The sequence below is a fragment of the Microlunatus capsulatus genome (assembly GCF_017876495.1).
Classification (GTDB): domain Bacteria; phylum Actinomycetota; class Actinomycetes; order Propionibacteriales; family Propionibacteriaceae; genus Microlunatus; species Microlunatus capsulatus.
In genome coordinates, this window is the sequence record NZ_JAGIOB010000001.1 from 2,780,705 (window position 1) to 2,800,467 (window position 19,763).

22 protein-coding genes are annotated in these 19,763 nt (G+C 73.6%); 14 read left to right on the forward strand and 8 right to left on the reverse strand.

Going from position 1 to position 19,763, the window contains the following annotated elements; all coding sequences use genetic code 11:
- Positions 1 to 292 precede the first annotated feature (292 nt).
- From JOF54_RS12850 to JOF54_RS12870, 5 genes are all read right to left on the reverse strand, one after another.
- The gene (locus tag JOF54_RS12850; RefSeq protein WP_210056357.1) at positions 293 to 1,036 is read right to left on the reverse strand and encodes a hypothetical protein; all 744 of its coding nucleotides are present in this window, start codon (positions 1,034 to 1,036) and stop codon (positions 293 to 295) included.
- Between the two features lie 214 nt (positions 1,037 to 1,250).
- On the reverse strand, positions 1,251 to 2,189 hold the full coding sequence (locus JOF54_RS12855; RefSeq protein ID WP_210056359.1) for an ABC transporter substrate-binding protein: 939 nt from the start codon (positions 2,187 to 2,189) through the stop codon (positions 1,251 to 1,253).
- Positions 2,190 to 2,208: 19 nt separating this feature from the next.
- Positions 2,209 to 2,970 (reverse strand): ABC transporter permease, encoded by a 762-nt coding sequence (locus JOF54_RS12860; protein ID WP_210056362.1) that lies wholly within the window; start codon positions 2,968 to 2,970, stop codon positions 2,209 to 2,211.
- Positions 2,967 to 3,680 (reverse strand): ABC transporter permease, encoded by a 714-nt coding sequence (locus JOF54_RS12865; RefSeq protein ID WP_210056364.1) that lies wholly within the window; start codon positions 3,678 to 3,680, stop codon positions 2,967 to 2,969. Before JOF54_RS12865 ends, JOF54_RS12860 begins: the two co-directional genes overlap by 4 nt.
- Positions 3,677 to 4,531 carry an ABC transporter ATP-binding protein gene (locus JOF54_RS12870; protein ID WP_210056374.1) on the reverse strand — a complete coding sequence of 285 codons (855 nt, stop codon included), beginning with the start codon at positions 4,529 to 4,531 and terminating at the stop codon, positions 3,677 to 3,679. Before JOF54_RS12870 ends, JOF54_RS12865 begins: the two co-directional genes overlap by 4 nt.
- Before the next feature lie 196 nt (positions 4,532 to 4,727).
- On the opposite strand from JOF54_RS12870, the gene JOF54_RS12875 reads away from it, so the two are divergent.
- From JOF54_RS12875 to JOF54_RS12935, 13 genes are all read left to right on the forward strand, one after another.
- Positions 4,728 to 5,042: a histone-like nucleoid-structuring protein Lsr2 gene (locus JOF54_RS12875; protein WP_210056376.1), complete on the forward strand. Its 315-nt coding sequence runs from the start codon at positions 4,728 to 4,730 to the stop codon at positions 5,040 to 5,042.
- 182 nt (positions 5,043 to 5,224) lie between these two features.
- The gene (locus JOF54_RS12880) at positions 5,225 to 5,728 is read left to right on the forward strand and encodes an Asp23/Gls24 family envelope stress response protein (RefSeq protein ID WP_210056378.1); all 504 of its coding nucleotides are present in this window, start codon (positions 5,225 to 5,227) and stop codon (positions 5,726 to 5,728) included.
- An 86-nt stretch (positions 5,729 to 5,814) separates the two neighbouring features.
- Positions 5,815 to 5,997: a hypothetical protein gene (locus tag JOF54_RS12885; protein WP_210056380.1), complete on the forward strand. Its 183-nt coding sequence runs from the start codon at positions 5,815 to 5,817 to the stop codon at positions 5,995 to 5,997.
- Positions 5,994 to 6,410, forward strand: a complete 417-nt coding sequence (locus JOF54_RS12890; RefSeq protein WP_210056382.1) for an Asp23/Gls24 family envelope stress response protein — start codon at positions 5,994 to 5,996, stop codon at positions 6,408 to 6,410. The genes JOF54_RS12885 and JOF54_RS12890 overlap by 4 nt, the downstream gene beginning before the upstream one ends.
- Positions 6,407 to 6,982, forward strand: coding sequence for a DUF6286 domain-containing protein (locus tag JOF54_RS12895; protein ID WP_210056384.1), 576 nt, complete (start codon positions 6,407 to 6,409; stop codon positions 6,980 to 6,982). The genes JOF54_RS12890 and JOF54_RS12895 overlap by 4 nt, the downstream gene beginning before the upstream one ends.
- Complete coding sequence (locus JOF54_RS12900) at positions 6,982 to 7,599, forward strand: hypothetical protein (RefSeq protein ID WP_210056386.1); 618 nt, start codon at positions 6,982 to 6,984, stop codon at positions 7,597 to 7,599. Before JOF54_RS12895 ends, JOF54_RS12900 begins: the two co-directional genes overlap by 1 nt.
- Positions 7,600 to 7,639: 40 nt before the next feature.
- Positions 7,640 to 8,119, forward strand: a complete 480-nt coding sequence (locus JOF54_RS12905) for a hypothetical protein (protein ID WP_210056388.1) — start codon at positions 7,640 to 7,642, stop codon at positions 8,117 to 8,119.
- A gap of 64 nt (positions 8,120 to 8,183) precedes the next feature.
- Positions 8,184 to 8,909 carry an Asp23/Gls24 family envelope stress response protein gene (locus tag JOF54_RS12910; RefSeq protein ID WP_210056390.1) on the forward strand — a complete coding sequence of 242 codons (726 nt, stop codon included), beginning with the start codon at positions 8,184 to 8,186 and terminating at the stop codon, positions 8,907 to 8,909.
- A 60-nt stretch (positions 8,910 to 8,969) separates the two neighbouring features.
- Entirely contained in the window at positions 8,970 to 9,683 is a 714-nt protein-coding gene (locus JOF54_RS12915; protein WP_210056392.1) for an RNA polymerase sigma factor, read from the forward strand.
- Positions 9,674 to 10,294 carry an Asp23/Gls24 family envelope stress response protein gene (locus JOF54_RS12920; RefSeq protein ID WP_210056394.1) on the forward strand — a complete coding sequence of 207 codons (621 nt, stop codon included), beginning with the start codon at positions 9,674 to 9,676 and terminating at the stop codon, positions 10,292 to 10,294. Before JOF54_RS12915 ends, JOF54_RS12920 begins: the two co-directional genes overlap by 10 nt.
- Positions 10,287 to 10,679 (forward strand): hypothetical protein, encoded by a 393-nt coding sequence (locus JOF54_RS12925; RefSeq protein ID WP_210056397.1) that lies wholly within the window; start codon positions 10,287 to 10,289, stop codon positions 10,677 to 10,679. The genes JOF54_RS12920 and JOF54_RS12925 overlap by 8 nt, the downstream gene beginning before the upstream one ends.
- A gap of 76 nt (positions 10,680 to 10,755) precedes the next feature.
- Positions 10,756 to 11,160 (forward strand): hypothetical protein, encoded by a 405-nt coding sequence (locus JOF54_RS12930; protein WP_210056399.1) that lies wholly within the window; start codon positions 10,756 to 10,758, stop codon positions 11,158 to 11,160.
- A gap of 61 nt (positions 11,161 to 11,221) precedes the next feature.
- The gene (locus JOF54_RS12935; RefSeq protein ID WP_307804127.1) at positions 11,222 to 12,598 is read left to right on the forward strand and encodes a glycoside hydrolase family 5 protein; all 1,377 of its coding nucleotides are present in this window, start codon (positions 11,222 to 11,224) and stop codon (positions 12,596 to 12,598) included.
- Positions 12,599 to 12,652: 54 nt separating this feature from the next.
- Here JOF54_RS12935 and JOF54_RS12940 read toward each other — a convergent pair whose 3' ends face one another.
- The 3 genes from JOF54_RS12940 to JOF54_RS12950 all read right to left on the reverse strand — a co-directional run bounded on the left by JOF54_RS12940 (position 12,653) and on the right by JOF54_RS12950 (position 17,878).
- Entirely contained in the window at positions 12,653 to 14,635 is a 1,983-nt protein-coding gene (locus JOF54_RS12940) for a right-handed parallel beta-helix repeat-containing protein (protein ID WP_307804128.1), read from the reverse strand.
- Between the two features lie 95 nt (positions 14,636 to 14,730).
- Positions 14,731 to 16,830: a GMC oxidoreductase gene (locus tag JOF54_RS12945; protein ID WP_210056404.1), complete on the reverse strand. Its 2,100-nt coding sequence runs from the start codon at positions 16,828 to 16,830 to the stop codon at positions 14,731 to 14,733.
- Entirely contained in the window at positions 16,817 to 17,878 is a 1,062-nt protein-coding gene (locus JOF54_RS12950; protein WP_210056412.1) for a LacI family DNA-binding transcriptional regulator, read from the reverse strand. The genes JOF54_RS12945 and JOF54_RS12950 overlap by 14 nt, the downstream gene beginning before the upstream one ends.
- Positions 17,879 to 18,264: 386 nt before the next feature.
- Here JOF54_RS12950 and JOF54_RS12955 point away from each other — a divergent pair, with 386 nt between their 5' ends.
- Complete coding sequence (locus tag JOF54_RS12955) at positions 18,265 to 19,590, forward strand: ABC transporter substrate-binding protein (protein WP_210056421.1); 1,326 nt, start codon at positions 18,265 to 18,267, stop codon at positions 19,588 to 19,590.
- Positions 19,591 to 19,763 lie beyond the last annotated feature (173 nt).

A 19,763-nucleotide genomic window follows, 5' to 3' on the forward strand; every position in this document is an offset into this window, starting at 1 on the left:
GCCATGTCGGATGAGGTCGGTCCACGGGACGACGTCGTCAAGGTTCTGTGACGGCGCGGTCGGAGGAATCGTCTTCCTCTTGGTCACACACCGGAGCTCTGGGTAGCCCGTTGATCCTTGTTCTTCGGGTGCCGGGGTCCTCCCGTTCGCCGCGACTCTCTGGTTCGGCGCCATCCGGCCCGGGTCAGTGGACGACCCTCGTGCGGAGCACGTCAGTGGACGACCGTCGTGCGGCCGACCCTCGTGCGGAGGCGTGCGGGCCCCTGAGCGACGAGGCCGGACAGCCCCGGAGTCAGGCGTGGAGATCCGCGTGGACCGGTCGGTCGGCCGGGCGCCGTGCGCGGGCGGGCGGGAGAGCGGTCATCAGGAGGACCGCAGCGCCCAGCACGCCGACGGCGACGACGGTGGGGTAGCCGGCTCCCGGCGGGACGTCCCAGTTCGCGTCGCTGAAGACGGTCACCATGAACGCGTAGTCCAGGATCGACGGGAACTGGCCGACCGCGGTCGAGCCGGCCAGCACGAACGCGACCCGCGACAGCGTCCGAACGCTGAGCCGCTCTCGAGCGGCGATCACCACGAACGCGACGACGGCGCTCAGGTCCACGGCGAACAGCAACAGGCGGAAGCCGACGTCCAAGGCGTCGCTGCGCACGGACAGGAGGTTTCCCAGGGCCACGCCCGCGGTCAGCACGGCCGGGATGCCAGCCACCACACGGGTCCCGCGGGACCAACCCGCTGCCGCCAGGACGGCGACCCAGGACAGCGTCCACAGCAAGGCGCAGACCATGCCGAGCAGGGACTCGGTCCCCCACGGGTCCTCGCCGCTGGGCCAGACGAAGGCGAACCCGCCCCGGTCCATCGTCTCCAGGCAGGCCTCGCTGAAGTCCGGCCCGTACGCGTACCCGCGCAGGATGGAGCCGCTCAACATGGACCCGCGGCAGTCCAGCCAGTGCTCGCGCACCGCCCCCGCGCCGGCGACCGCCCCGAGCAGCAGGAGGACCGCTGCGGTGGACCAGGACCTGCGGGAGGTGTGCACGGACCGGACTCTAGCCATCCCCGGCCCCGGCGTCGTGAGGCCTCAGCACCGCTCCGCCGCTCCGGGCTCCCTGGTGCTGGGTCACCGCGCGGATGCTGACCACTGCAGCGCGCGGTGAACGCCTGCGGGCGGCTCGCCCCGGAGCGCCGCCGTCGGCCATCCAGGGGTGGCCGACGGCGGGGTCAGAACGGCTGGGCGGGCCGCCCGGGCAAGCTCAGGCGAGGCCCTTCTGGGCCAGCCACTCCTTCGCGGCCGTCTCGGCCGAGGCCTTCTCGTCGCCCTCGACCCGGTCGCGCAGCGAGATGAGGTCGTCGGTGGTGAGCTGGGCCGAGACGCCGTTGAGGGTCTCGGCGAGCTGGTCGGTGTAGACGGCCTCCGACACGAGCGGGAGGACGTTCTGGGCCGAGATCATGCTCTCCGGGTCCTCCAGCACGACCAGGTCCTCGGACTTGATGGCCGGCGAGGTCGTGTAGATGTCGGCCACCTGGACGGTGTCGTCGACCAGGGCCTTGACGGTGTCGGGGCCGCCGAAGTCCTCGATCGGGACGAAGTCGACGTCGCCCTTGTTCGTGCCCACCTTGTAGACGCTCTTCAGCCCGGGGATGCCGTAGCCCAGCTCGCCGAACTGCGGGTTGGAGCCCAGCTTGAACGGCACGATCTTGGACAGGTCGCCGATCGAGGTCAGGCCCTTGTCCGCGGTGGCGCGGGTGACCACGTAGGCGTCCTTGTCCTCGGCCGCGGACGAGTTCAGCACCCGCAGCTTGTCGGCGGCCACGGCGTCGGGCAGGGCGCCGTCGACGTCGGCGGTGGTGCGCTCGGTGTACTTCGTGTCGTAGTAGGCCAGCAGGTTGCCGTTGTACTCCGGGATGAGGTTGATCGACCCGTCCTTCAGGGCGGGGATCGTCTGCTGGCGCGGTCCGATGTTGAACTTCTTCTGCACCGTGACGCCCTTGGCCTCCAGGGCCTGGGCGTAGATCTCGCCGAGGATCTCGCTCTCGGGGAACGCGAACGAGCCGACGACGACGGTCTGGCCGCCGCCGGAGGCCGACGGGGCGGCGGTGGGGTCGCTGGACCCGCAGGCGCTCAGCGTGGTGGCCAGGCCGAGCGCGAGGGTCGCGGCGCCTATCCGGAGGAGACGGGTGGTGCTGGACATGAGGGTGGTTCCCTTCGTCTCACGCGTTCTCACGCGTGGGCGGTCGCGATGACCGGCTGGCCGAGCTGCGGTGTGGTGCCGTCGTGCTGTCGGTGAGGCCGCGGGTGGCCGTGGCCCGCTGCGCGAGCGCGAACAGGCCGTCGACGCCGAGGGCCAGGGCGGTGACCAGGAGGGCACCACCCAGGATCAGATCGTAGTCGTTGAGCCCGATGCCGCTGGTGATGATCCGGCCGAGCCCGCCGAGCCCGGCGTAGGAGGCGATCGTCACCGTGGCGATGACCTGGAGCACCGCCGCCCGGAGGCCGCCGACGATCAGCGGCAGACCGAGCGGGATCTCCACCTGGGTGAGGATCTGCCACTCCGTCATCCCGTTGGCGCGCGCGGCGTCGATGGTCGCCCGGTCGACCGACTCGAGCCCGGAGTAGGCCCCCGCCAGCATCGAGGGGATGGCAAGGATGACGAACGCGATCGTCGCCCCCACCAGAGGTGCGGTGGAGTAGGACATGACGTACCCGAACACCATGAGCAGGAAGAACAGCAGCCCCAGCGTCGGCAGCGCCCGCATGGCGCCGGTGAAGCCGATGACGAACTGCCGGCCCTTGCCGGTGTGGCCGATGTAGAACCCGAGCGGCAGGGCGATCAGGGCGGCGATGACGACGGCGATGGCGGTGTAGGCCAGGTGCTCGAGCAGCCGGTCCTGGATCGGCAGCGGGCTCTGGCTGCCGCTCACCCAGTTGGCCGGGTCGAACAGCCAGCGCAGGGCGCTCAGCAGGAGGCTCACCGGGAGGCTCCGCTCAGGACCGGGGCCTCGGTGTCCCGCGGCAGCGCCGTGGGGGCGGGTCGGCGTCGCCGTCCCGGGGTGGCCTGGTTCCAGGGCATCGCGAGCTTGCCGAGGCCCACGATGACGAGGTCGAACAGCAGGGCCAGCACCAGGCTGATCAGGATGCCGACGACGACCTCCTCGAAGATGCCGCGCTGCTTGCCGTTCTGGAACAGGTACCCGAGGTTCCGCGAGCCGATGATCACCCCGACGGAGACGAGGGCGATCGTGCTGACCGACACGACCCGGATGCCGGCCAGCAGCACCGGACCGGCCAGCGGCAGCTCGACCCGGAAGAAGCGCGCCGCCGGTGAGAAGCCGATCGCGGTGGACGCGTCCAGCGTGGGTGCCTCGACCGAGGCCAGCGCGTCCGAGGCCGAGCGGGCCATGATCGCCACGCCGTAGATGCTCAGCGCCACCACGAGGTTGGTCTCGTCCAGCACCCGGGTGGGGATGATCAACGGCAGGATCACGAACAGCGGCAGCGACGGGATCGTGAACAGCAGGCTGCCGCCGGTGATCACCACCGAGCGCAGCACCGCGTTGCGGTTGGCCAGCCAGCCCAGCGGGATGGACAGCACGAAGCTGACGATGATCGGGATGACCGACAGCCGCACGTGGTTGAGGGTCAGCTCGGCGATCAGGTCGAGGTTGGAGAGCGTCCACCTCATCGCAGGTCCGTCGGCTGGTGGGGCGCCTCGCCGGGCTCGAGCACGCCGACGGGGCGGCCGCCGCCGTCCACCACCAGGGTGATCCCGCGGTCGCCCTCGCGTTGCTGCAGGAACAGGTCCCGGCCGCCCTTGTCGGCCCCGATGAAGCTGGCCACGAAGTCGTCCGCCGGGTCGGCGAGGATCTCGGCCGGGGTGCCGGCCTGGGCGATCACACCGCCCTTCTTGAAGATGATCACCTGGTCGGCGAGGGTGAACGCCTCCTCGATGTCGTGGGTGACGAAGATGATCGTCTTGCCCAGCTCGCGCTGCAGCCGGTTGAGCTCGACCTGCAGGTCGGCGCGCACGATGGGGTCGACGGCGCCGAACGGCTCGTCCATCAGCAGGATGTTCGGGTCGCTGGCCAGCGCGCGCGCCACGCCCACCCGCTGCTGCTGGCCGCCGGAGAGCTGCCGCGGGTAGCGGCCGGCCAGCGCGCGGTCCAGCCCCACCTTGTCGAGCAGCTCCAGGCCGCGTTCGCGGGCCTCGGCCTTCGGGACGCCTTTGAGGACGGGGACGGTGGCCACGTTGTCGAGCACCTTGCGGTGCGGCAGCAGCCCGGAGGACTGCAGCACGTAGCCGATGCTGCGTCGGAGCTCCACCTTGTCCTGGGTGGCCACGTCGACGTCGTCGATCAGCACCTGCCCGGAGGTGGGCTCGATCATCCGGTTGATCATCCGCAGCAGCGTGGTCTTGCCGCAGCCCGACGAGCCGACCAGGACGGTCGTCTTGTGCGAGGGCAGCACGAAGCTGAAGTCCTCCACGGCCACCGTGTCGTCGGCGAACCGTTTGGTCACCGCGCGGAACTCGATCATGTCTGGGTCTCATTCCGTTGGAGGAGGTCTCAGGATATCCACAGGCTCAACGGCGACCCCACGTCGAAGCGGTCCGTCTCCTCCGCCCGCCGTCCCGGCCGCAGCCCGGCGCCGCGTCCCGGCTTCCCGCGTGTCCTCCCGCCCGCCGCCCGCGCGGTGGTTCAATCAGACCAATCAGTCCAATGGGAGGTCGAGCATGAAGCGCGCGTTCACCGAGGTCCACGACGACCTGGACGGCTCGCTGCTCGCCGAGGACAGCCCGCCCCTGCAGTTCGCCTTCGACGGGCGCAGCTACGAGATCGACCTCAGCCCCGACCACGCCGAGGGGCTCCGGGCGGTGTTCGCGCGGTACGCCCGGCACGCCACCGAGGTCGCGCCGCCCGCGCCGCCGGCCGCCCCGACGCGGGCGCCCGCCGTCCGCGCGTGGGCGCAGGCCCAGGGCCTCCCGGTCGCCCCGCACGGCCGGATCTCCTCCGACGTGCTGGACCGCTACCGGGCGGCGCACGCCTAGCAGCTCCTCCGGCGGCCTCCCTGCAGCTGGCCGCTCCGGCGCGAGCGACCGCTCTGCCGCGCCCACGCCCCCGGGCACAGGTGTCCCACATCACACCTTCTGCGGGAGAAGACGTGTGACACCTGCCGGGTGACCGGCGTCCTCCTCTGTGACAGCAGTTCACACACTCTGAAGGAGTTCGCATGTCGCAGTCCGTTGTGCCCGCCACGGGTGAAGAGCGTCGCCAGGCCGAGGCCCAGGCCGCGAAGAACGCGGAGAAGGCCGAGCCCAAGCAGCTCGACGCCCTCCACACCGAGCACGGCGACACCACGATCGCCGACGGCGTCGTGGCCAAGATCGCCGGCATCGCCGCCCGCGAGGTGTCCGGGGTCTACGCGATGGGGAACGCGGCCCGCCGCGCCATCGGCAACCTCGCCCAGCGCATCCCCGGCAGCACCCAGCCCAGCGTCTCCGGTGGCGTCTCGGTCGAGAAGGGTGAGCGGGAGACCGCCATCGACATCTCGGTCGTCGTCGAGTACGGCGTCTCCATCGTCACGGTGAGCGACCAGATCCGCGAGAACGTCATCTCCGCCGTCGAGTACGGGACCGGCCTCGACGTCGTCTCCGTCGACGTCAACGTCACCGACGTCCACCTCCCCGAGGACGACGCCGACGACGCCGGCTCCTCGAGCGACCCGCTCCGCTGAGCCCCGCCGCTGCCCGGACCCGGCCTGCGGGCCGGGCCGGGCCGGCGGCCCCTCTCCCCGTCCACCCCTCCTGAAAGGATCCGACGTTGTCCCGCAGCACCACCGCCCTCTTCGTGGGCCTTGTCCTCGGCCTCACCGCCGCCTTCGGCACCTTCGGCTCGTTCATGATCGTCCTGGTGTTCGGGGCGATCGGCCTGCTCATCGGCCGCGCCCTGGACGGCAAGCTCGACGTCCAGAGCCTGATCGGTCGCGCGACCGAGAAGCGATGAGCACCGAGGTCGCCGCACCCCCGGCCTCCCGCACCGACCGGGCCGACCCCGCTCGTCGCGGCCGTCTGGTGCTCGCCGACAAGGTGGTCGAGAAGATCGCCGGGCAGGCGGCCGCCGAGGTCGGCGCCGTCCACGGCCGCTCCGGCGGCGTGCTCGGCATCGGCTCCCACGTCGACCGGGCCGCGCGCCCGGACGTCGACGTCGACCTGTCCGGTGACCACGCGGACCTGGCCCTCACGGTGGGCATCGCCTACCCGGGGTCCATCCGCCGCACCACCCACGAGCTCCGCACCCACGTCGTCCGCCGCGTCAAGGAGCTGACCGGGGTCGACGTGCACCGTCTCGACCTCGAGGTCGCGTTCCTCAGCGTCACCGGCATCGACACCGACCGCCCCCAGGAGGGTCTCCGATGAGCAGGTCCGACGCCCGCTCGAGCAGCCTGCGCCGCCGCCCGAGCCGCACCGTCCCCGCGTCGGTCGTCGCGGTGGTGCTGCTCGCCGTCGGCGTGCTGGCCGCCGTCGCCGCCATCGCGCGGCTCGTCCAGGGCAGCTGGGCCAGCCAGGTGACCGGGCCCGCGTCCGCCGTCGCCGGCCTGACCTGGGGCTCCACCGCCGTCATCGCCGCATCCGCCGTCGTGGCGGTGCTCGGGGTCGTCCTCGTGGTCGCCGGGGTCAAGCCCGGGGCCCACACCTCCACCCGGCTCGACACCAGCCGCGGTCTCGGGGTGGTGGCCGAGCGCGAGTACGTGATCTCGAACCGCTCCCTCGCCCGCCTGGCCGCCGCCCGCGCCGACCTCGTCAACGGGGTCGACGACGTCTCGGCGTCGGTCTCGAGCCGCCGGGTCCACCTCGACGTCACCACCACCTCGGAGCAGCGCGACCACATCCGGGCCCGGGTCGTCGCCGCCGTCACCGAGGGACTGACGGCCGCCGCCGTCCAGCCCCAGCCGCGGGTCACCGCCGCGGTCCGAACCAAGGAGATCTGATGCGTCAGCACGCCCCCGGGCTCAACCGCGCCTGGCTCGTCGTCATCGGCGTCCTGCTCGTCCTCGCGGGGGCCGCCGGCCTCCTCGTCAGCACCGGCCAGCTGGCCCCGCTGGGCCGGCAGGCCGGCCTCGACCTCAGCCGTCCGGCCACGGACGCGAAGGTCGCCGGCAGCGCCACCGCCTCGGCCCTCGGGACCGGCTGGGTCGTCGTCCTCGTCGCCGTCGTCGGCGTCGTGCTGGCCCTGCTGGGGCTGGCCTGGCTCGCCGCCCAGGTGCCGCGCACCAACGCGGCCAAGCCGCTGCGGCTCGACGACGAGGCCGAGCACGGCCTCACCCGCTGCGCCCCCGACGTCCTCACCGACGCCGTCGAGGCCCAGATCGAGGCCCTGCCGGGCGTCCAGTCCGCCGCGGCCGTCCTCCGGGGCGACGCGCAGAACCCCGACCTCACCGTCAAGGTGACGGCGGGGGAGCGGGCCGACATCCCCCGGCTGCTCGAGCAGATCGAGTTCGGCCCCGTCCGCGACCTGGGCACGGCCCTGGACACGGTGGTTCGCCGGCTCGGCGTCCAGCTGGAGATCGACGCCGGCAAGAAGCGGCTCGACCGCATCACCCTCTGACCGTCCGCGGTCACCACCACCACAGCACGAGGAGCACAGCATGGGCATCCAGGACAAGGCCGAGGACCTCGGCGACGCGGTCGCCGACGCCGCGCAGGACGCGGGCACGAAGGCCCGTCAGCTGGCCGACGACGTCGCCGACCGCGCGCAGGACACCGCCGAGCGGGTGGGCGACCGGGCCGACGACGCCCGCCGCTCCGCCTCCCGGGCGGCCTCCGACGCCGGCCGGAAGGTCGAGGGCGCGGCGTCGCACGTGTCCGACCGCGTCGAGGACGCCGTGGACGAGGTCCGGGAGGGGCACGGGGTCGTCAACCGGCTGCACCGCCTCGGGCTGCGCAGCGAGTGGGCCTACGCCGGCGCCTTCGCCTCCATCGGCGTCTCGCTGGGCTCGTGGCTGATCAGCCGCGGCAAGACCGGCGACGACAAGAGCCAGTCGGACCGCTGGGGCATCTTCATCGGCCACTGGGCGCCCACCTTCATGGCGCTCGGCGTCGCGCTGAAGCTCGAAGAGAAGCGCTGATCCCCGCCCACCCGGTGGGCCGGGCGACCGCCCGGCCCGCCACCCCGCACGAGGAGACCCGGTCGTGACCGACACCATCCGCGAGACGCCCGCAGCCCAGACCCCGGCCGGCGCCGCGCCGCTGCCGCTGGCCGGCGCCGCCACCCCCGAGACCTTGCCCGCCGCGCGCGCCCAGCAGAGCGCGGCCCTGGCGGCCGCCGGCGTCGGCGGGGTGCACGCCGTGGGCAGCCCCGCGGGCCGCACCCTCGTCCGGGCCATGGGCCGGGTCCGCGGCGGTCGCACCTCCTACGGCAGCGGCGTCAGCGTCGAGGTGGGGGCCGAGCAGGCCGCCGTCGACGTCAGCCTGGTGCTGGAGTACGGCGCGCAGGCCCCGCAGGTCGGCGACCAGGTGCGCACGGCCGTCGGCCGCGACGTCGCCGCCGCCACCGGTCTGGAGGTGCTGGAGGTCAACGTCACCGTCGTCGACGTCCACCACCCCGACGACGACGTCCCCCCGCCGGCCGCGCCCGAGCCCCTCGTCGACGAGCCCGAGGCCGAGGCCGAGGCCGGTCCCCTTCCTGAGGAGCCCGCCGCGGCAGCCGTGGAGGACGCCGACGAGGCCCCGGCGGTCGACGCGGCCACCGCGGACAGCGCCACCCTCGACGAGACGCCGGCCACGACGGTCGTCGTCGGCCCGGCCGACGGGGACGGCGGCACGCCGCGCGTCGTCGTCGCCGAGCAGGTCGTCGTCGCCGACGAGGTCGTCGTGGTCGACGGCGACGGCGCCGCGGAGGACCGCCGCCCGGCCTGAGCGCGCGGCAGCAGCCCCGGTCGACCGGCCGGGGCAGGGTCAGGAGGGGACGGAGCACGGGTGGAGATCGAGGACCGCGAGACGGTCCCCGCTGACGTGGCGGGGGTGGACGAGGCCGGCGTGGACGACGCGCAGGCCGTCGCGTCCGGGGGCCCCGACGACGAGACGTCGGGCTCGCCCGCCGGGACCGAGGGTTCCGCGGGCTCGCCGCCGTACCCGGACGGCCTCGAGGAGGCCACGGTCGTCGGCCGCGCCCAGGACGGCGACCTCGAGGCGTTCGAGCTGATCGTCCGGCGCTACCAGGGACCGGTCTTCCGGCTGGCCTACCGGATGCTGGGCGACCGCGGCGAGGCCGAGGACGTCGTCCAGGACTGCCTGGTGCTGGTCTGGCGCAAGCTGCCCACCCTCACCGACGTCGTCGCGTTCCGGCGCTGGGTCTACCAGCTGGCCACCCGCCGCTGCCTGAGCGTGCTGCGGACCCGCACCCGGCGGGCGACCGACGCCACCGACGCCGACGCGCTGGAGCGGGACCTGCCCGTCGACGACGCGGACGACCCGGCGAGGATGGCCCAGTACGCCGCGCAGCTGCGCGGCCTCGACACCTTCCTGCGGCAGCTGCCCGATGAGCAGCGCGCCTGCTGGGTACTGCGGGAGCTGCACGACCTGACGTACACGGAGATCGCGTTCGCGATGAACCTGCCCGTCTCGACCGTCCGGGGCCGTCTCGCCCGGGCTCGCCAGAACCTCACGGAAGGAATGAGCGCATGGCGGTGAACACCTCGACCCAGCTCGGCTGCGGTCGTGACATCGACGAGGTGTGGGAGAACATCGCCCGCCCCGCGACCCCGCACGAGCTCTCCTGCCCGTTCTGCGGCCCCGCCCGGGAGAGCCTGCAGGAGCTGGAACGGGCGACGTCGAAGCTGCGGGTCGACGACGAGGAGGACCCGGAGCTCCAGGCCGGGCCGCTGGTCATCGCGCGCATCCTCGAGGTCGCCCGCTCCGAGGTGCGGCGCAACCGGCGGCTGCCCCTCAACAAGCCGCTGCCCGGCCAGGTGAGCGAGGCGCTCACCATCAGCGAGCAGGCCGTGGCGGCCGTCGTCCGCCGCACCGGCGACCGGCACGGCGGCGTCCAGGTCCGGCGCTGCAGCGTCGAGCTGGTGGACGACTCCGCGCCCGTGGCGGGCTCCCTCCCGGTGGTCGACGAGCTGGCGCCCCGGGAGGCGTCCGACGTGCGCGTGGCGCTGCGCGTGAGCATCGACGGCGGCGTGTCCATCCCGTCGCTGTCCGGCGAGCTCAGGAGGGCCGTGATCGACGTCGTCAGCAGGGAGGTCGGGATGAACGTGGTCCGCGTGGACATCGAGGTGGAGGACGTGCACGGTGTCTGAGCGCGCGACCGCGGGCGGGTCCCGCCCGGAGCCGGGCCGTCGGGTCGTCGGGTCGACGGTGCTGGAGGTCGGCGAGGACGTCGTCGACGCCCTGCGCACGCAGGTCGGCGCGCTCGTCACCGCCCACCCCGGGGTCCTCCGGCTGGAGCCGACCCTGGCCGGCGCCGTGCAGGCGCTGCGCCGGGCGGGCGGCCCCGACGGCGTGCAGCTGGTGGCGCACGGCCGCGTGGTGGACGTCGACGTCAACCTGGCCACCCGCGCCGACCACCAGGCCCGCGCCACCGCGACCGAGCTGCAGGCGCAGCTCGTCGCCCTGGTCGTCGGGCACGGGCTGGTGCCCGGCAGCGTCGAGATCAGCGTCCTGAGCGTCGTCGAGCCGGTCTGACCCGGTCCGGGGCGTGACGACCCGGCCGGTCGTGGCGTCTGGAGGAGGTACCCGCACCCACCTCCTGGAGACCGCCGTGACCGTCCGCACCACCCGCCGCGCCCTGCGCCCCCGCCCGCCCGCCGTCCGCGCCGCCCTCGGGGTGGCCGGCCTGGGCCTGGTCCTCGTCCTGGTCGGCGTGGTGCTGCCGGTCTGGACCGCCATCGGGGCGGCCGACGGGGCCGTGGCCGGCGCCGTCGACGTCCCGGCCGGCCGGATCGCCGCCGTCACCGTGCTGGGCCTGCTCGTCGTCCTCGCGCTGGCGGTGGGGCTGGTGCTGACCCGTCGGGCGGCCCTCGCCTGGCCGCTGGCCCTGGCGGCTCTCGCGCTCGCCCTCGTCGTCGCGGTGTACCCGCTGCTCGCCACCGCGGCCCGCGCCGTCCAGCAGGGCCGGGAGTTCATCCCCTGGGTGAGCGACCTCGTCGTCCGCTTCACCGGCTGAGCGGCCCCGAGCGGCGTAGCGTCGGCGGCACGCCCCCAGCGCCCGCCCGAGAGGACCGCCCGTGCCCGACCGCTTCCTGTCCGCCCGTGGTGACCAGCTCGTCGACGCGGCCGGGGAGGTCGTGCGGCTGCGCGGGCCCAACATCGGCGGCTGGCTGCTGATGGAGAACTTCGTCACCGGCTTCGCCGCGAACGAGTCGACGATGCGGGCGCAGGTCCGGCGGGTGCTGGGCGAGGACCGCGCGGAGCGCTTCTTCGAGCGGCTGCTGACCGCCTTCTTCGCCGAGCCCGACGTCGCCTTCCTGGCCGAGCGCGGCTTCAACGCGATCCGGGTGAACGTCAGCTACCGCCACCTCGAGGACGACGCCCGGCCCTTCGAGGTCCGCGAGGACGGGTTCCGGCACCTGGACCGGGCCGTCGAGCTGGGGGCGGCGCACGGGATCTACACGATGGTCGACCTGCACGCCCTGCCCGGCTACCAGAACCAGGACTGGCACTCCGACAACCCGACCCACGTCGACACGTTCTGGGACCACCCGCACTTCCAGGACCGGGTCGTCCACCTGTGGGAGGTCATCGCCGACCGCTACAAGGACCAGCCCTGGGTGAGCGGCTACAACCTGGTGAACGAGCCCGCGGACGCCACCCGGCAGCGCGTCGGGCCGTTCTACGACCGGCTGCTGGCCGCGGTCCGCGCGGTCGACCCCCACCACCTGGTCTTCCTGGACGGCAACACCTACTCGACGGAGTTCGAGTTCTTCGGCGAGCCGCAGGAGGGCGTGGTCTACGCCCTGCACGACTACGTGACCTCCGGCTTCGGCCGGGGCGGGCCCTACCCGGGCGTCACCGACGGGACCTGGGTGGACCGCGACGTGGTGGAGGAGAAGTTCCTGCAGCGCTCGGCGCACGCCCGCCGGACCGGGACGCCGATCATGGTCAGCGAGTTCTCCCCGATCTACACGGGCGACGAGGCCCGGGACGTCCAGCGTCGCCAGATCCTGGCCGACCAGCTGGAGATCTACACCCGCCACGGGGCGAGCTGGCAGTCCTGGATGTACAAGGACCTGGGCCGCCAGGGCATGGTCGGCGTCCGGCCCGACACCCCCTACCGGACGCGGTTCGACCCGTTCGTGGCCAAGAAGGACCGGCTGGCCGCCGACGCGTGGGGCAGCGACGAGGTCGGCCCGCGCGCGGTGACCCAGCCGGTGCAGGACCTCGTCGCCCGCGAGTTCCCGGACTTCGACCCCTACCCCTTCGGCCGGTTCCACTTCGTCCGCCGGCTGCTGCTCAACATCGCCGTCGCCGAGCCGATGGCGCAGGAGTACGCCGAGCTGCTCCGCGGGCTCGACGACTCCGAGCTGGACGCGCTGGCCGACTCGTTCGCGTTCGCGAGCTGCCAGGTGCGGGAGTCCCTGGTCGCGCAGCTCGCGGCCGGCTGACGGCGGCGGAGGGGCGGCGCGCCCGTCAGGGCCGCGCCGCCCCTCCGCCCGGGCTCACCAGACCCGCGTGCGCACGACCCCCGCGGTGAGGTCGGCCAGCGGTCCGGCCGGGTAGCGGCCCCCGGCCTCCTTGGCGGCGCCGAGGAGGTCCTGCGCCAGCCGGGACGGGCTGCCGTCCGGCTCCTCGAAGTCGGCGTCGACGAAGCGCACCCGCTCGAGGTCCGTGCCGCGGACGGCGTCGACCCGGACGTCGTCGAAGCCGGCCGGCAGGGTGGTCTCCAGGTAGACCGCGTCGCCCTCCTCGACCACCCGGGCGGCGGCGTCGCCGTCGGGCAGGTGGGCGGCCCGCGTCTCCGCCTCGTAGGCGGTCGCCCCGGGGGCGTACACGTTGTCGCGGATGTAGACCGGCTGCTGGACGTGCGCGAAGCGCTCGTGGTCGCCCTTGGTGGGGTCGGACACCTGGTCCAGGTAGTCCTCCAGGGAGGCCGGGTGCCCGTCGTAGACGGCCGTGCCGTAGCCCACCTCGCGCCGTCCCGGTCGCCGCGAGCCCGGCGCGTAGGCCAGGGCCGGGTCGTCGGCGAGGAACAGGTTGCCCACGTAGCGGTCGTCGCCGCCGGTGATGGCCGCGTAGCCGGCCACCTGCGTGCTGTGCGGGACGTGGTACGGCGTCGGGCGCTCCACGATCGGGTCGATCGAGACCGTGCCGCAGACCAGGTTGTGGACGAAGGCGCCGCCCTGGCTGTGCACCTCCAGCGACACCCGCGACGCCAGGACGTTGTGGTCCACCAGGTGCGGGCCGTGGCTGACCTCGACGAACAGGTCGCGCTGGTTGGCGTAGAAGAGGTTCCGCGTGACCCGGGTGCCCTGGGTCTGCCAGTCCAGCCAGGTGCCCAGCGAGCAGTCGTGGATCCGGTTGTGCCGGATGACGACGTCGAGCGCGGCGTGCAGCTTGATGCCCGCGATCTCGTAGCCGTAGAACTCGCGCTTGAGCGCGATGTGGTGGATGTGGTTGTCCTCGATGGTGGAGAACACGCAGCCCAGGTGGCCGACGACACCGGTCTGGCCGCAGTCGTAGATCGTGTTGCGGCGCACGACGTGGGAGCCGACGTGCTCGCGGTCCCAGCCGATCTGCAGCGCGGAGAAGACCGACTCCAGCTGGTACTGGTAGCCCGGCTTGTCGCGGCGGGTCGTCGCGTAGTTGTGGCCGGTCGAGCGCTCCTTGCCCAGCGAGATGCCCGAGCACTTGGCGTCGTGGATGACGTTGTCCTCGATCACCCAGCCCTTGGCCCAGTTGGGGCCGATGAGGCCCGGCTGGTCGGCGGTCGGCGGCGCCCACGGCGTGGCCGCGTGGGCCAGCTCGAACCCGCGCACGGTGATCCAGTCGAGGTGGTGCTCGGTGGGGAAGAACACCGACCGGCGGACGTTCATCTCCACCAGCGACGCGTTCGGGTCCGCCGCGCCGAAGTGCACCCACAGGGTCGTCCGCTCCGGGCCCACCTCGGCGTACCAGACCCGCCGGGTCTGCTCGGGGTCGCGGACCCGGTCCACCGTCCCGGTCCAGGTGTCGACGACCTCGGTGCGCCGCGGCGGGTCCGAGACCTCCGCCAGCGAGTCCACCTCGTAGGAGCTCTGCCCGTCGAGGTACACCTCGCCCAGGTGCTTCTTGCGCACCGACTGGTCGGCGTAGACGACCCAGTCGCCGTCCAGCTCCTCGGCGAACGGGTTGAAGGAGCCGAACAGGGTGTTCGCCAGCTCGGCGCGCCAGACCCCGTCCTCCACCCGCTCCCAGCCGGTGACGACCTCGGAGCCCTTGACCACCACGTGCTCGCCGGCGGCCGCGGTGTAGGTGATCCGGCGCCGGTCGCTGAGCCCGCCGCGCTGCGGCTGCACCCACTCCCGGTACTCACCGCCGTGCACGACGACGGTGTCCCCGGCGACGGCGAGCGCGGCGGCCCGGTTGATGGTGCGGAGCGGACGGTCGGCCGAGCCGTCGCCGTCGTCGGCTCCGGTGGTCGCGACGTGCAGTTCAGTGGGCACTCGAGCGCCTTTCGTGGTGGTCCTGTTCGTACCGCGGGCCGGGGTGCGGACCGCGGGGTCGCCGGCGCCGGTGGTCGGCGCCGGGGGCAGAGGGCTCATCGGGGCCAGTCGTCGACCAGCCGCTCGGCGACGCGGAGCGCGTTGGCCACGATGGTGAGGGTGGGGTTGACGCTGCCGTTCGTCGGGTGCAGCGAGCTGTCGCAGACGACGACGCGGTGGGCACCCCACAGCCGGCCGAAGCGGTCGGTCGCCCCGGTGGCCGGGTCGTCGCTCATCCGGGCGGTGCCGCAGGAGTGCTCGCCGGCCGCCGACGCCGTGGCGCCGCCCCGCTGCTGGCGGACGCCCCGCGCCCCGGCGGCCTCCAGCCAGCGGGTGCCCAGCGCGGCCATCCCCGCCTCGACCTCGCGCGAGGCCGGGTGCACGCTCTTCCGCAGCCGGGCGCCCGGGCGCCCCCACCGGTCGAGGACGCCGGCCAGGGTGACCGCCGAGGTCTCGCTGGGGACCTCCTGGCCCATCCCGAACACCCCGAACGCGTGCGGGCGGCCCTCCCGCATCCACCGCTTGTGGCCGGCGCCCCAGCGCGGGACGCCCTCGCCCGGGTCGGTGGCCGAGGTCAGGGGCAGCACGCTCATCAGGTCGACGAGCACACCGCCGCCCCAGGGGATCGTGCCGGCGTGCACGTGGTCGAGGGTCGCGACGGAGTGCCCGGGGCCGAGGCCGTTCTTCACGGGCTGGTCGACCTCGCCGCGCAGGCTGACGAAGCGGTGGTCGTGCAGGTGCCGGCCGAGGTGGTCGTTGCCCAGCCCGCTGGCCAGCAGCAGCCGCGCCGACTCCACCGCGCCGGCGGCCACGACGACGACGTCGGCGCGGACGGTCCGCAGCACGGGCTCGCCCGAGCAGCCGGTCATCACCTCCACCGAGGCCCCGGCCGGGCCGTCGTGGACCGCGATCACCTCGGCGTCCAGGACGACCTCGGTGTTCCCGGTGGCCAGCGCGCGGGGGAGGAAGGTGTTGTGGGCGCCGTTCTTCGCGTCCACCGGGCAGGCGTGGCCGACGCACGACGAGCAGCGCACGCAGGCGGGCCGGCCGGCGGCGGGCACGCTGTTGATGGCCAGCGGGATGGCGCCGGTGGTCCAGCCGAGCCGCCCGGCCGCCCCGGCCAGCAGCTCCCGGGCGGGCTCGGTGCCCATCGCGGGCATCGGGTAGCCCAGCGAGCGCGGGGTCCGGGCGGTCAGCGCGCCCTCCTCCCCGGCGACGCCGAGCTCCTGCTCGGCGCGGCTGTAGTAGGGCTCCAGCTCGTCGTAGCCGAGCGGCCAGTCGGCCAGCGTCGCCCCCGCGGGGTTGCCGTAGGTGCTGGCCATCGCGAAGTCCTCGGGGAAGAACCGCCACGCCATGCCCTGCCAGAGCCGGGTGCCCCCGCCGTAGGCGTAGGCGTTCAACCCGTACGCCCAGGCGTCGCCGTCGCCGTCCACCAGCCGCTCCGCCAGCCCGCCGCCGTCGTCCTCCTGGACCGCCAGCCGCGGGTGCTGCGGGCCGGGACCGGCCACCGAACGGTAGACGGCGTTGCGCTTGCCGTGCAGGTGGTCGCCCCGCAGCCCCGCGTTGCTCAGCGGCCGGGCCCGCTCGACGACGAGCACGCTGCGGCCCGCGCGGGCCAGGGTCTGCGCCGCGACCGCCCCGCCCGGGCCGGACCCGACGACGACGGCGTCGTAGTGCGCCCGCAGCCGCGCGGCCGGCGTGGCCGGGGGCAGCGGGGCCTCGACCGGGGTGACGCCCTCGGGCAGGTCGCGGAAGCCGACCATCGCCAGCCCGGCCGGCCAGCCGGGGTCGTCCGCCCGGTCGGCCGCGCTCCGCCGGGTGGCGTAGTAGCCCTCCCAGCACAGCCGCAGGAGGCCGGCGAGGTCGGCGTCGGGGCCCGGCCGCCCGCCGAGGTCGGACAGGACGCGGTCCTGCTCCGCGGGGGGCGCCGCGGCGAAGTCCTGCCCGGCGAGCACCGCGACCAGCCGCTCGAGCCCCGCCAGGGCCCACTCCTGCTCGGTGCCGCCCTCGGCCAGGTAGTCCCCGACCCCGCCCGCCCAGCCGGCGGGCCAGTCGTCGGCGGGCACCACCCGGTCGACGGCAGCGCGCAGCTGCGGGTCCTGGACGACCGCGCGCCAGCGCTCGGCGGCGGTCCCCGTCGGCTCAGCGCCGGCCACGGACCCGTCCCGTCCCCGCCCCGGGCGTCGCGGCGGTCGCCGGGGGCGGCGCGGTGGAGGAGCGGACGACGAGCTCGGTGGCCAGCTCGACCTGGCGGCCGTGCGGCTCCCGGCCGTCGAGCACGGCCGAGAGCATGGCCGCCGCGGTGCGGCCCATCTCGGCGAGCGGCTGCCGCACCGTGGTGAGCGGGGGCGAGAACCACCGGGAGATCGGCAGGTCGTCGAAGCCGACGACGCTGAGGTCCTCGGGGATGCGCCGACCGGTGAGCCGTGCCGCCTCGGCCACGCCGAAGGCCTGCTCGTCGCTGCCGGCGAAGATCGCCGTCGGCGGGTCGGGCAGCGCGAGCAGCTCCAGGGCGGCGTCGTGCCCGCCGTCGTGGTGGAAGCTGCCGTGCCGGATCAGGGCGGGGTCCACCTCGAGGCCGGCCGAGGCCAGCGCCGCGCTGTAGCCCGAGATGCGGGCGCGGCTGCAGAGCATGGCGACGGGTCCGCCGATCACGCCGATCCGGCGGTGGCCCAGCCCCAGCAGGTGACGGGTGGCCGCCAGCCCGCCCGCCCAGTTCGTGGCGCCCACCGTTGCGACCTCCGGCGTCGGCAGCTCGGCGGCCGGGTCGATGAGGACGTAGGGCATCCGGGCCCGGGCCAGCGTCCGCTGGTCCGCCGCGGTCAGCGTGGACGTGACGACGATGGCCCCGGACCGACCACGGGCGGCGAGCCGGGTGGACCACGGGCGCGGGTCGTCGGCGTCGGCCACCGTGGACACGACGACGTCCACCGGGCTCGAGCTCACCCCGCGCAGGATCTCCACCGCGTAGGAGCTGTCCAGCGAGGTGAAGACCAGCTCGACGGTGCGGCGTCCCGTCGCGTCGGCGGCGGTCGGGGTGCGCCGCGGCGGGACGTACTCGACCTGGTCGAGCACCCGCTGGACGCGCAGCCGGGTGGCGGCGGCGACGTCCTTGCGGTCGTTGAGCACCTTGGACACGGTGGCCTGCGACACGCCCGCGGCGACGGCGACCGTCTCCAGGGTGGCGCGGCCGTCTCTGCTCACTGTCCGCTCCTTCGCGGGGGTCGCTCCCGGGGGGACCGGTCGCCGTCTCGGCACCGAGCAGGGACGAAAGTTTCGACGACTTCCGGCGTCCGACCCGGTGGGGTGCCCCCAGGCAAGCGGGTCGCCCGCCTGCTGTCAAGTAGTTCGGCGAAGTCGTTGACGCCGCTGCGATCGTGGTCCTACTGTGCTGCGCAGGACGTTTTTCGCGAACGGGCGAAAAGTCTCGACAGCTCATCGGTCGGTGCCACGAGGGTGCCGACCCGGGGCCGTGACGCAGCAGACGGATCGCCGGCCCCTCAGGACCGGTCGAGCCGGGGCCGGGACCTCCCGCCCGCCGCCGAGCGCCCCCCTCCACGCACGAACCGTCTGAGCAAAGGGGCCCAGAGATGGTCAGCAATGCAGGTTTGTCCCGTCGTCACTTCCTCGGGCTGTCCGCGGCCGCCGTCGCCAGCACGTCCGTGCTGGCCGCCTGCTCGGGCGGGGGTGGTGGCGGCGCCGGCGGCGGCGGGAGCACCGAGCCGCTGAAGTTCTGGAACATGCCCTGGGGGCAGACGACGTTCAACCCCCTCGACCAGAAGATCACCGAGGCCTACAAGCCCGCCGAGGGCCTGCCCCCGGTGACGTACCAGACCATCCAGTGGGCCAACTTCAACCAGACGTTCGCCTCGGCCGTCGCCTCCAAGACGAACCCGGCCGTCAGCTCGGGCGGCGGCACCCAGGTCTTCCAGTTCGAGGACCAGGGCGGCATCCACTACGCCGACGACCTGTACGCCACCTGGAAGGAGAACGGTCTCTACGACGACTTCCTGCCGGGCCTCATCGACACGCTGAAGGTGGAGAAGGGGTACGCGGCGATCCCCTACAACCTCGACATGCGCGTGATCTGGGCCAACACCGCGCTCCTGGAGGAGAACGGCGCCGAGGTCCCCACGGACTGGCAGTCCTACCTGGACGCCGCGGCTGCGCTGAAGAAGAACAACATCTACGGCTACGGCACCGGTGCCGGCGCGGGCGCCTACACCGGCCAGCACGCGATCGTCTGCTGGATGATCAACAACGGCGGCGGCCTCTTCGACGAGAACCAGCAGCCCAACGCCGTGACCCCGGAGAACATCGAGGCCGTGGAGTTCGTCCTCGAGATGGTGTCGAAGGGCTACGTCGACCCGGCCAGCTCCACCTACACCTCGGACAACGTCCAGAGCCAGTGGAAGGCCAAGAAGTTCGCCATGGGCTACGACACCGGTGGCCTCTCGGCCAACATCGGCGGCGCCATCGCGAAGGACCTGCAGGTCATCAGCCCGCTGTCGTCCCCGTCGGGCAAGAAGGGCGCGCTCTACTTCCCGAACAACATCATGATGTACGAGAACAACACCAACAAGAAGGGCACCGAGGCCTTCCTCACGTACTACTACCAGAACATGGCCCCGCTCTGGACCGAGGCCACCGGCATCGGGCTGCCGCCGCTCAAGTCGATCGCCGCCACCTCGGAGTTCCAGCAGAACAAGAACAACGTGCGCATCATCGAGGAGTGGCAGCCCATCGCCAAGACGTGGGCCGCCCCCGGGACCGCGGCCAACTTCCTCAACGTGACCACGGTCGACGCCACGCCGGCCATGAACGTCTTCACCCAGTCGATCCTGGGGGGGCAGACGGACGCGAAGAGCGCCCTGACGAAGCTCCAGGACGAGGTCAAGGCCAACCTGAAGTCCTGACGTGCTCGCCCTCGTTGATCCTGCAGCTCCGGCTGCGCACCGTGCGGCGCCGGCCCCGAGCGGCCGGCGCCCTGCCACCGAGGAGGTGAGCCCGTGTCGACTCGTACCGCTGGAGAGAGCCTGACCCGCGCCCGGAGAGGCGTCGCCAGCGCCGGGTCGGGGTCGTCGCGCGG

Bases quoted from the DNA above. Each gene is read 5' to 3' on its own strand.
- JOF54_RS12855 (WP_210056359.1), bottom strand. From the start codon at position 2,189: ATGTCCAGCACCACCCGTCTCCTCCGGATAGGCGCCGCGACCCTCGCG.
- JOF54_RS12865 (WP_210056364.1), bottom strand. From the start codon at position 3,680: ATGAGGTGGACGCTCTCCAACCTCGACCTGATCGCCGAGCTGACCCTC.
- JOF54_RS12870 (WP_210056374.1), bottom strand. From the start codon at position 4,531: ATGATCGAGTTCCGCGCGGTGACCAAACGGTTCGCCGACGACACGGTG.
- JOF54_RS12875 (WP_210056376.1), top strand. From the start codon at position 4,728: ATGAAGCGCGCGTTCACCGAGGTCCACGACGACCTGGACGGCTCGCTG.
- JOF54_RS12880 (WP_210056378.1), top strand. From the start codon at position 5,225: ATGTCGCAGTCCGTTGTGCCCGCCACGGGTGAAGAGCGTCGCCAGGCC.
- JOF54_RS12890 (WP_210056382.1), top strand. From the start codon at position 5,994: ATGAGCACCGAGGTCGCCGCACCCCCGGCCTCCCGCACCGACCGGGCC.
- JOF54_RS12895 (WP_210056384.1), top strand. From the start codon at position 6,407: ATGAGCAGGTCCGACGCCCGCTCGAGCAGCCTGCGCCGCCGCCCGAGC.
- JOF54_RS12900 (WP_210056386.1), top strand. From the start codon at position 6,982: ATGCGTCAGCACGCCCCCGGGCTCAACCGCGCCTGGCTCGTCGTCATC.
- JOF54_RS12905 (WP_210056388.1), top strand. From the start codon at position 7,640: ATGGGCATCCAGGACAAGGCCGAGGACCTCGGCGACGCGGTCGCCGAC.
- JOF54_RS12920 (WP_210056394.1), top strand. From the start codon at position 9,674: ATGGCGGTGAACACCTCGACCCAGCTCGGCTGCGGTCGTGACATCGAC.
- JOF54_RS12955 (WP_210056421.1), top strand. From the start codon at position 18,265: ATGGTCAGCAATGCAGGTTTGTCCCGTCGTCACTTCCTCGGGCTGTCC.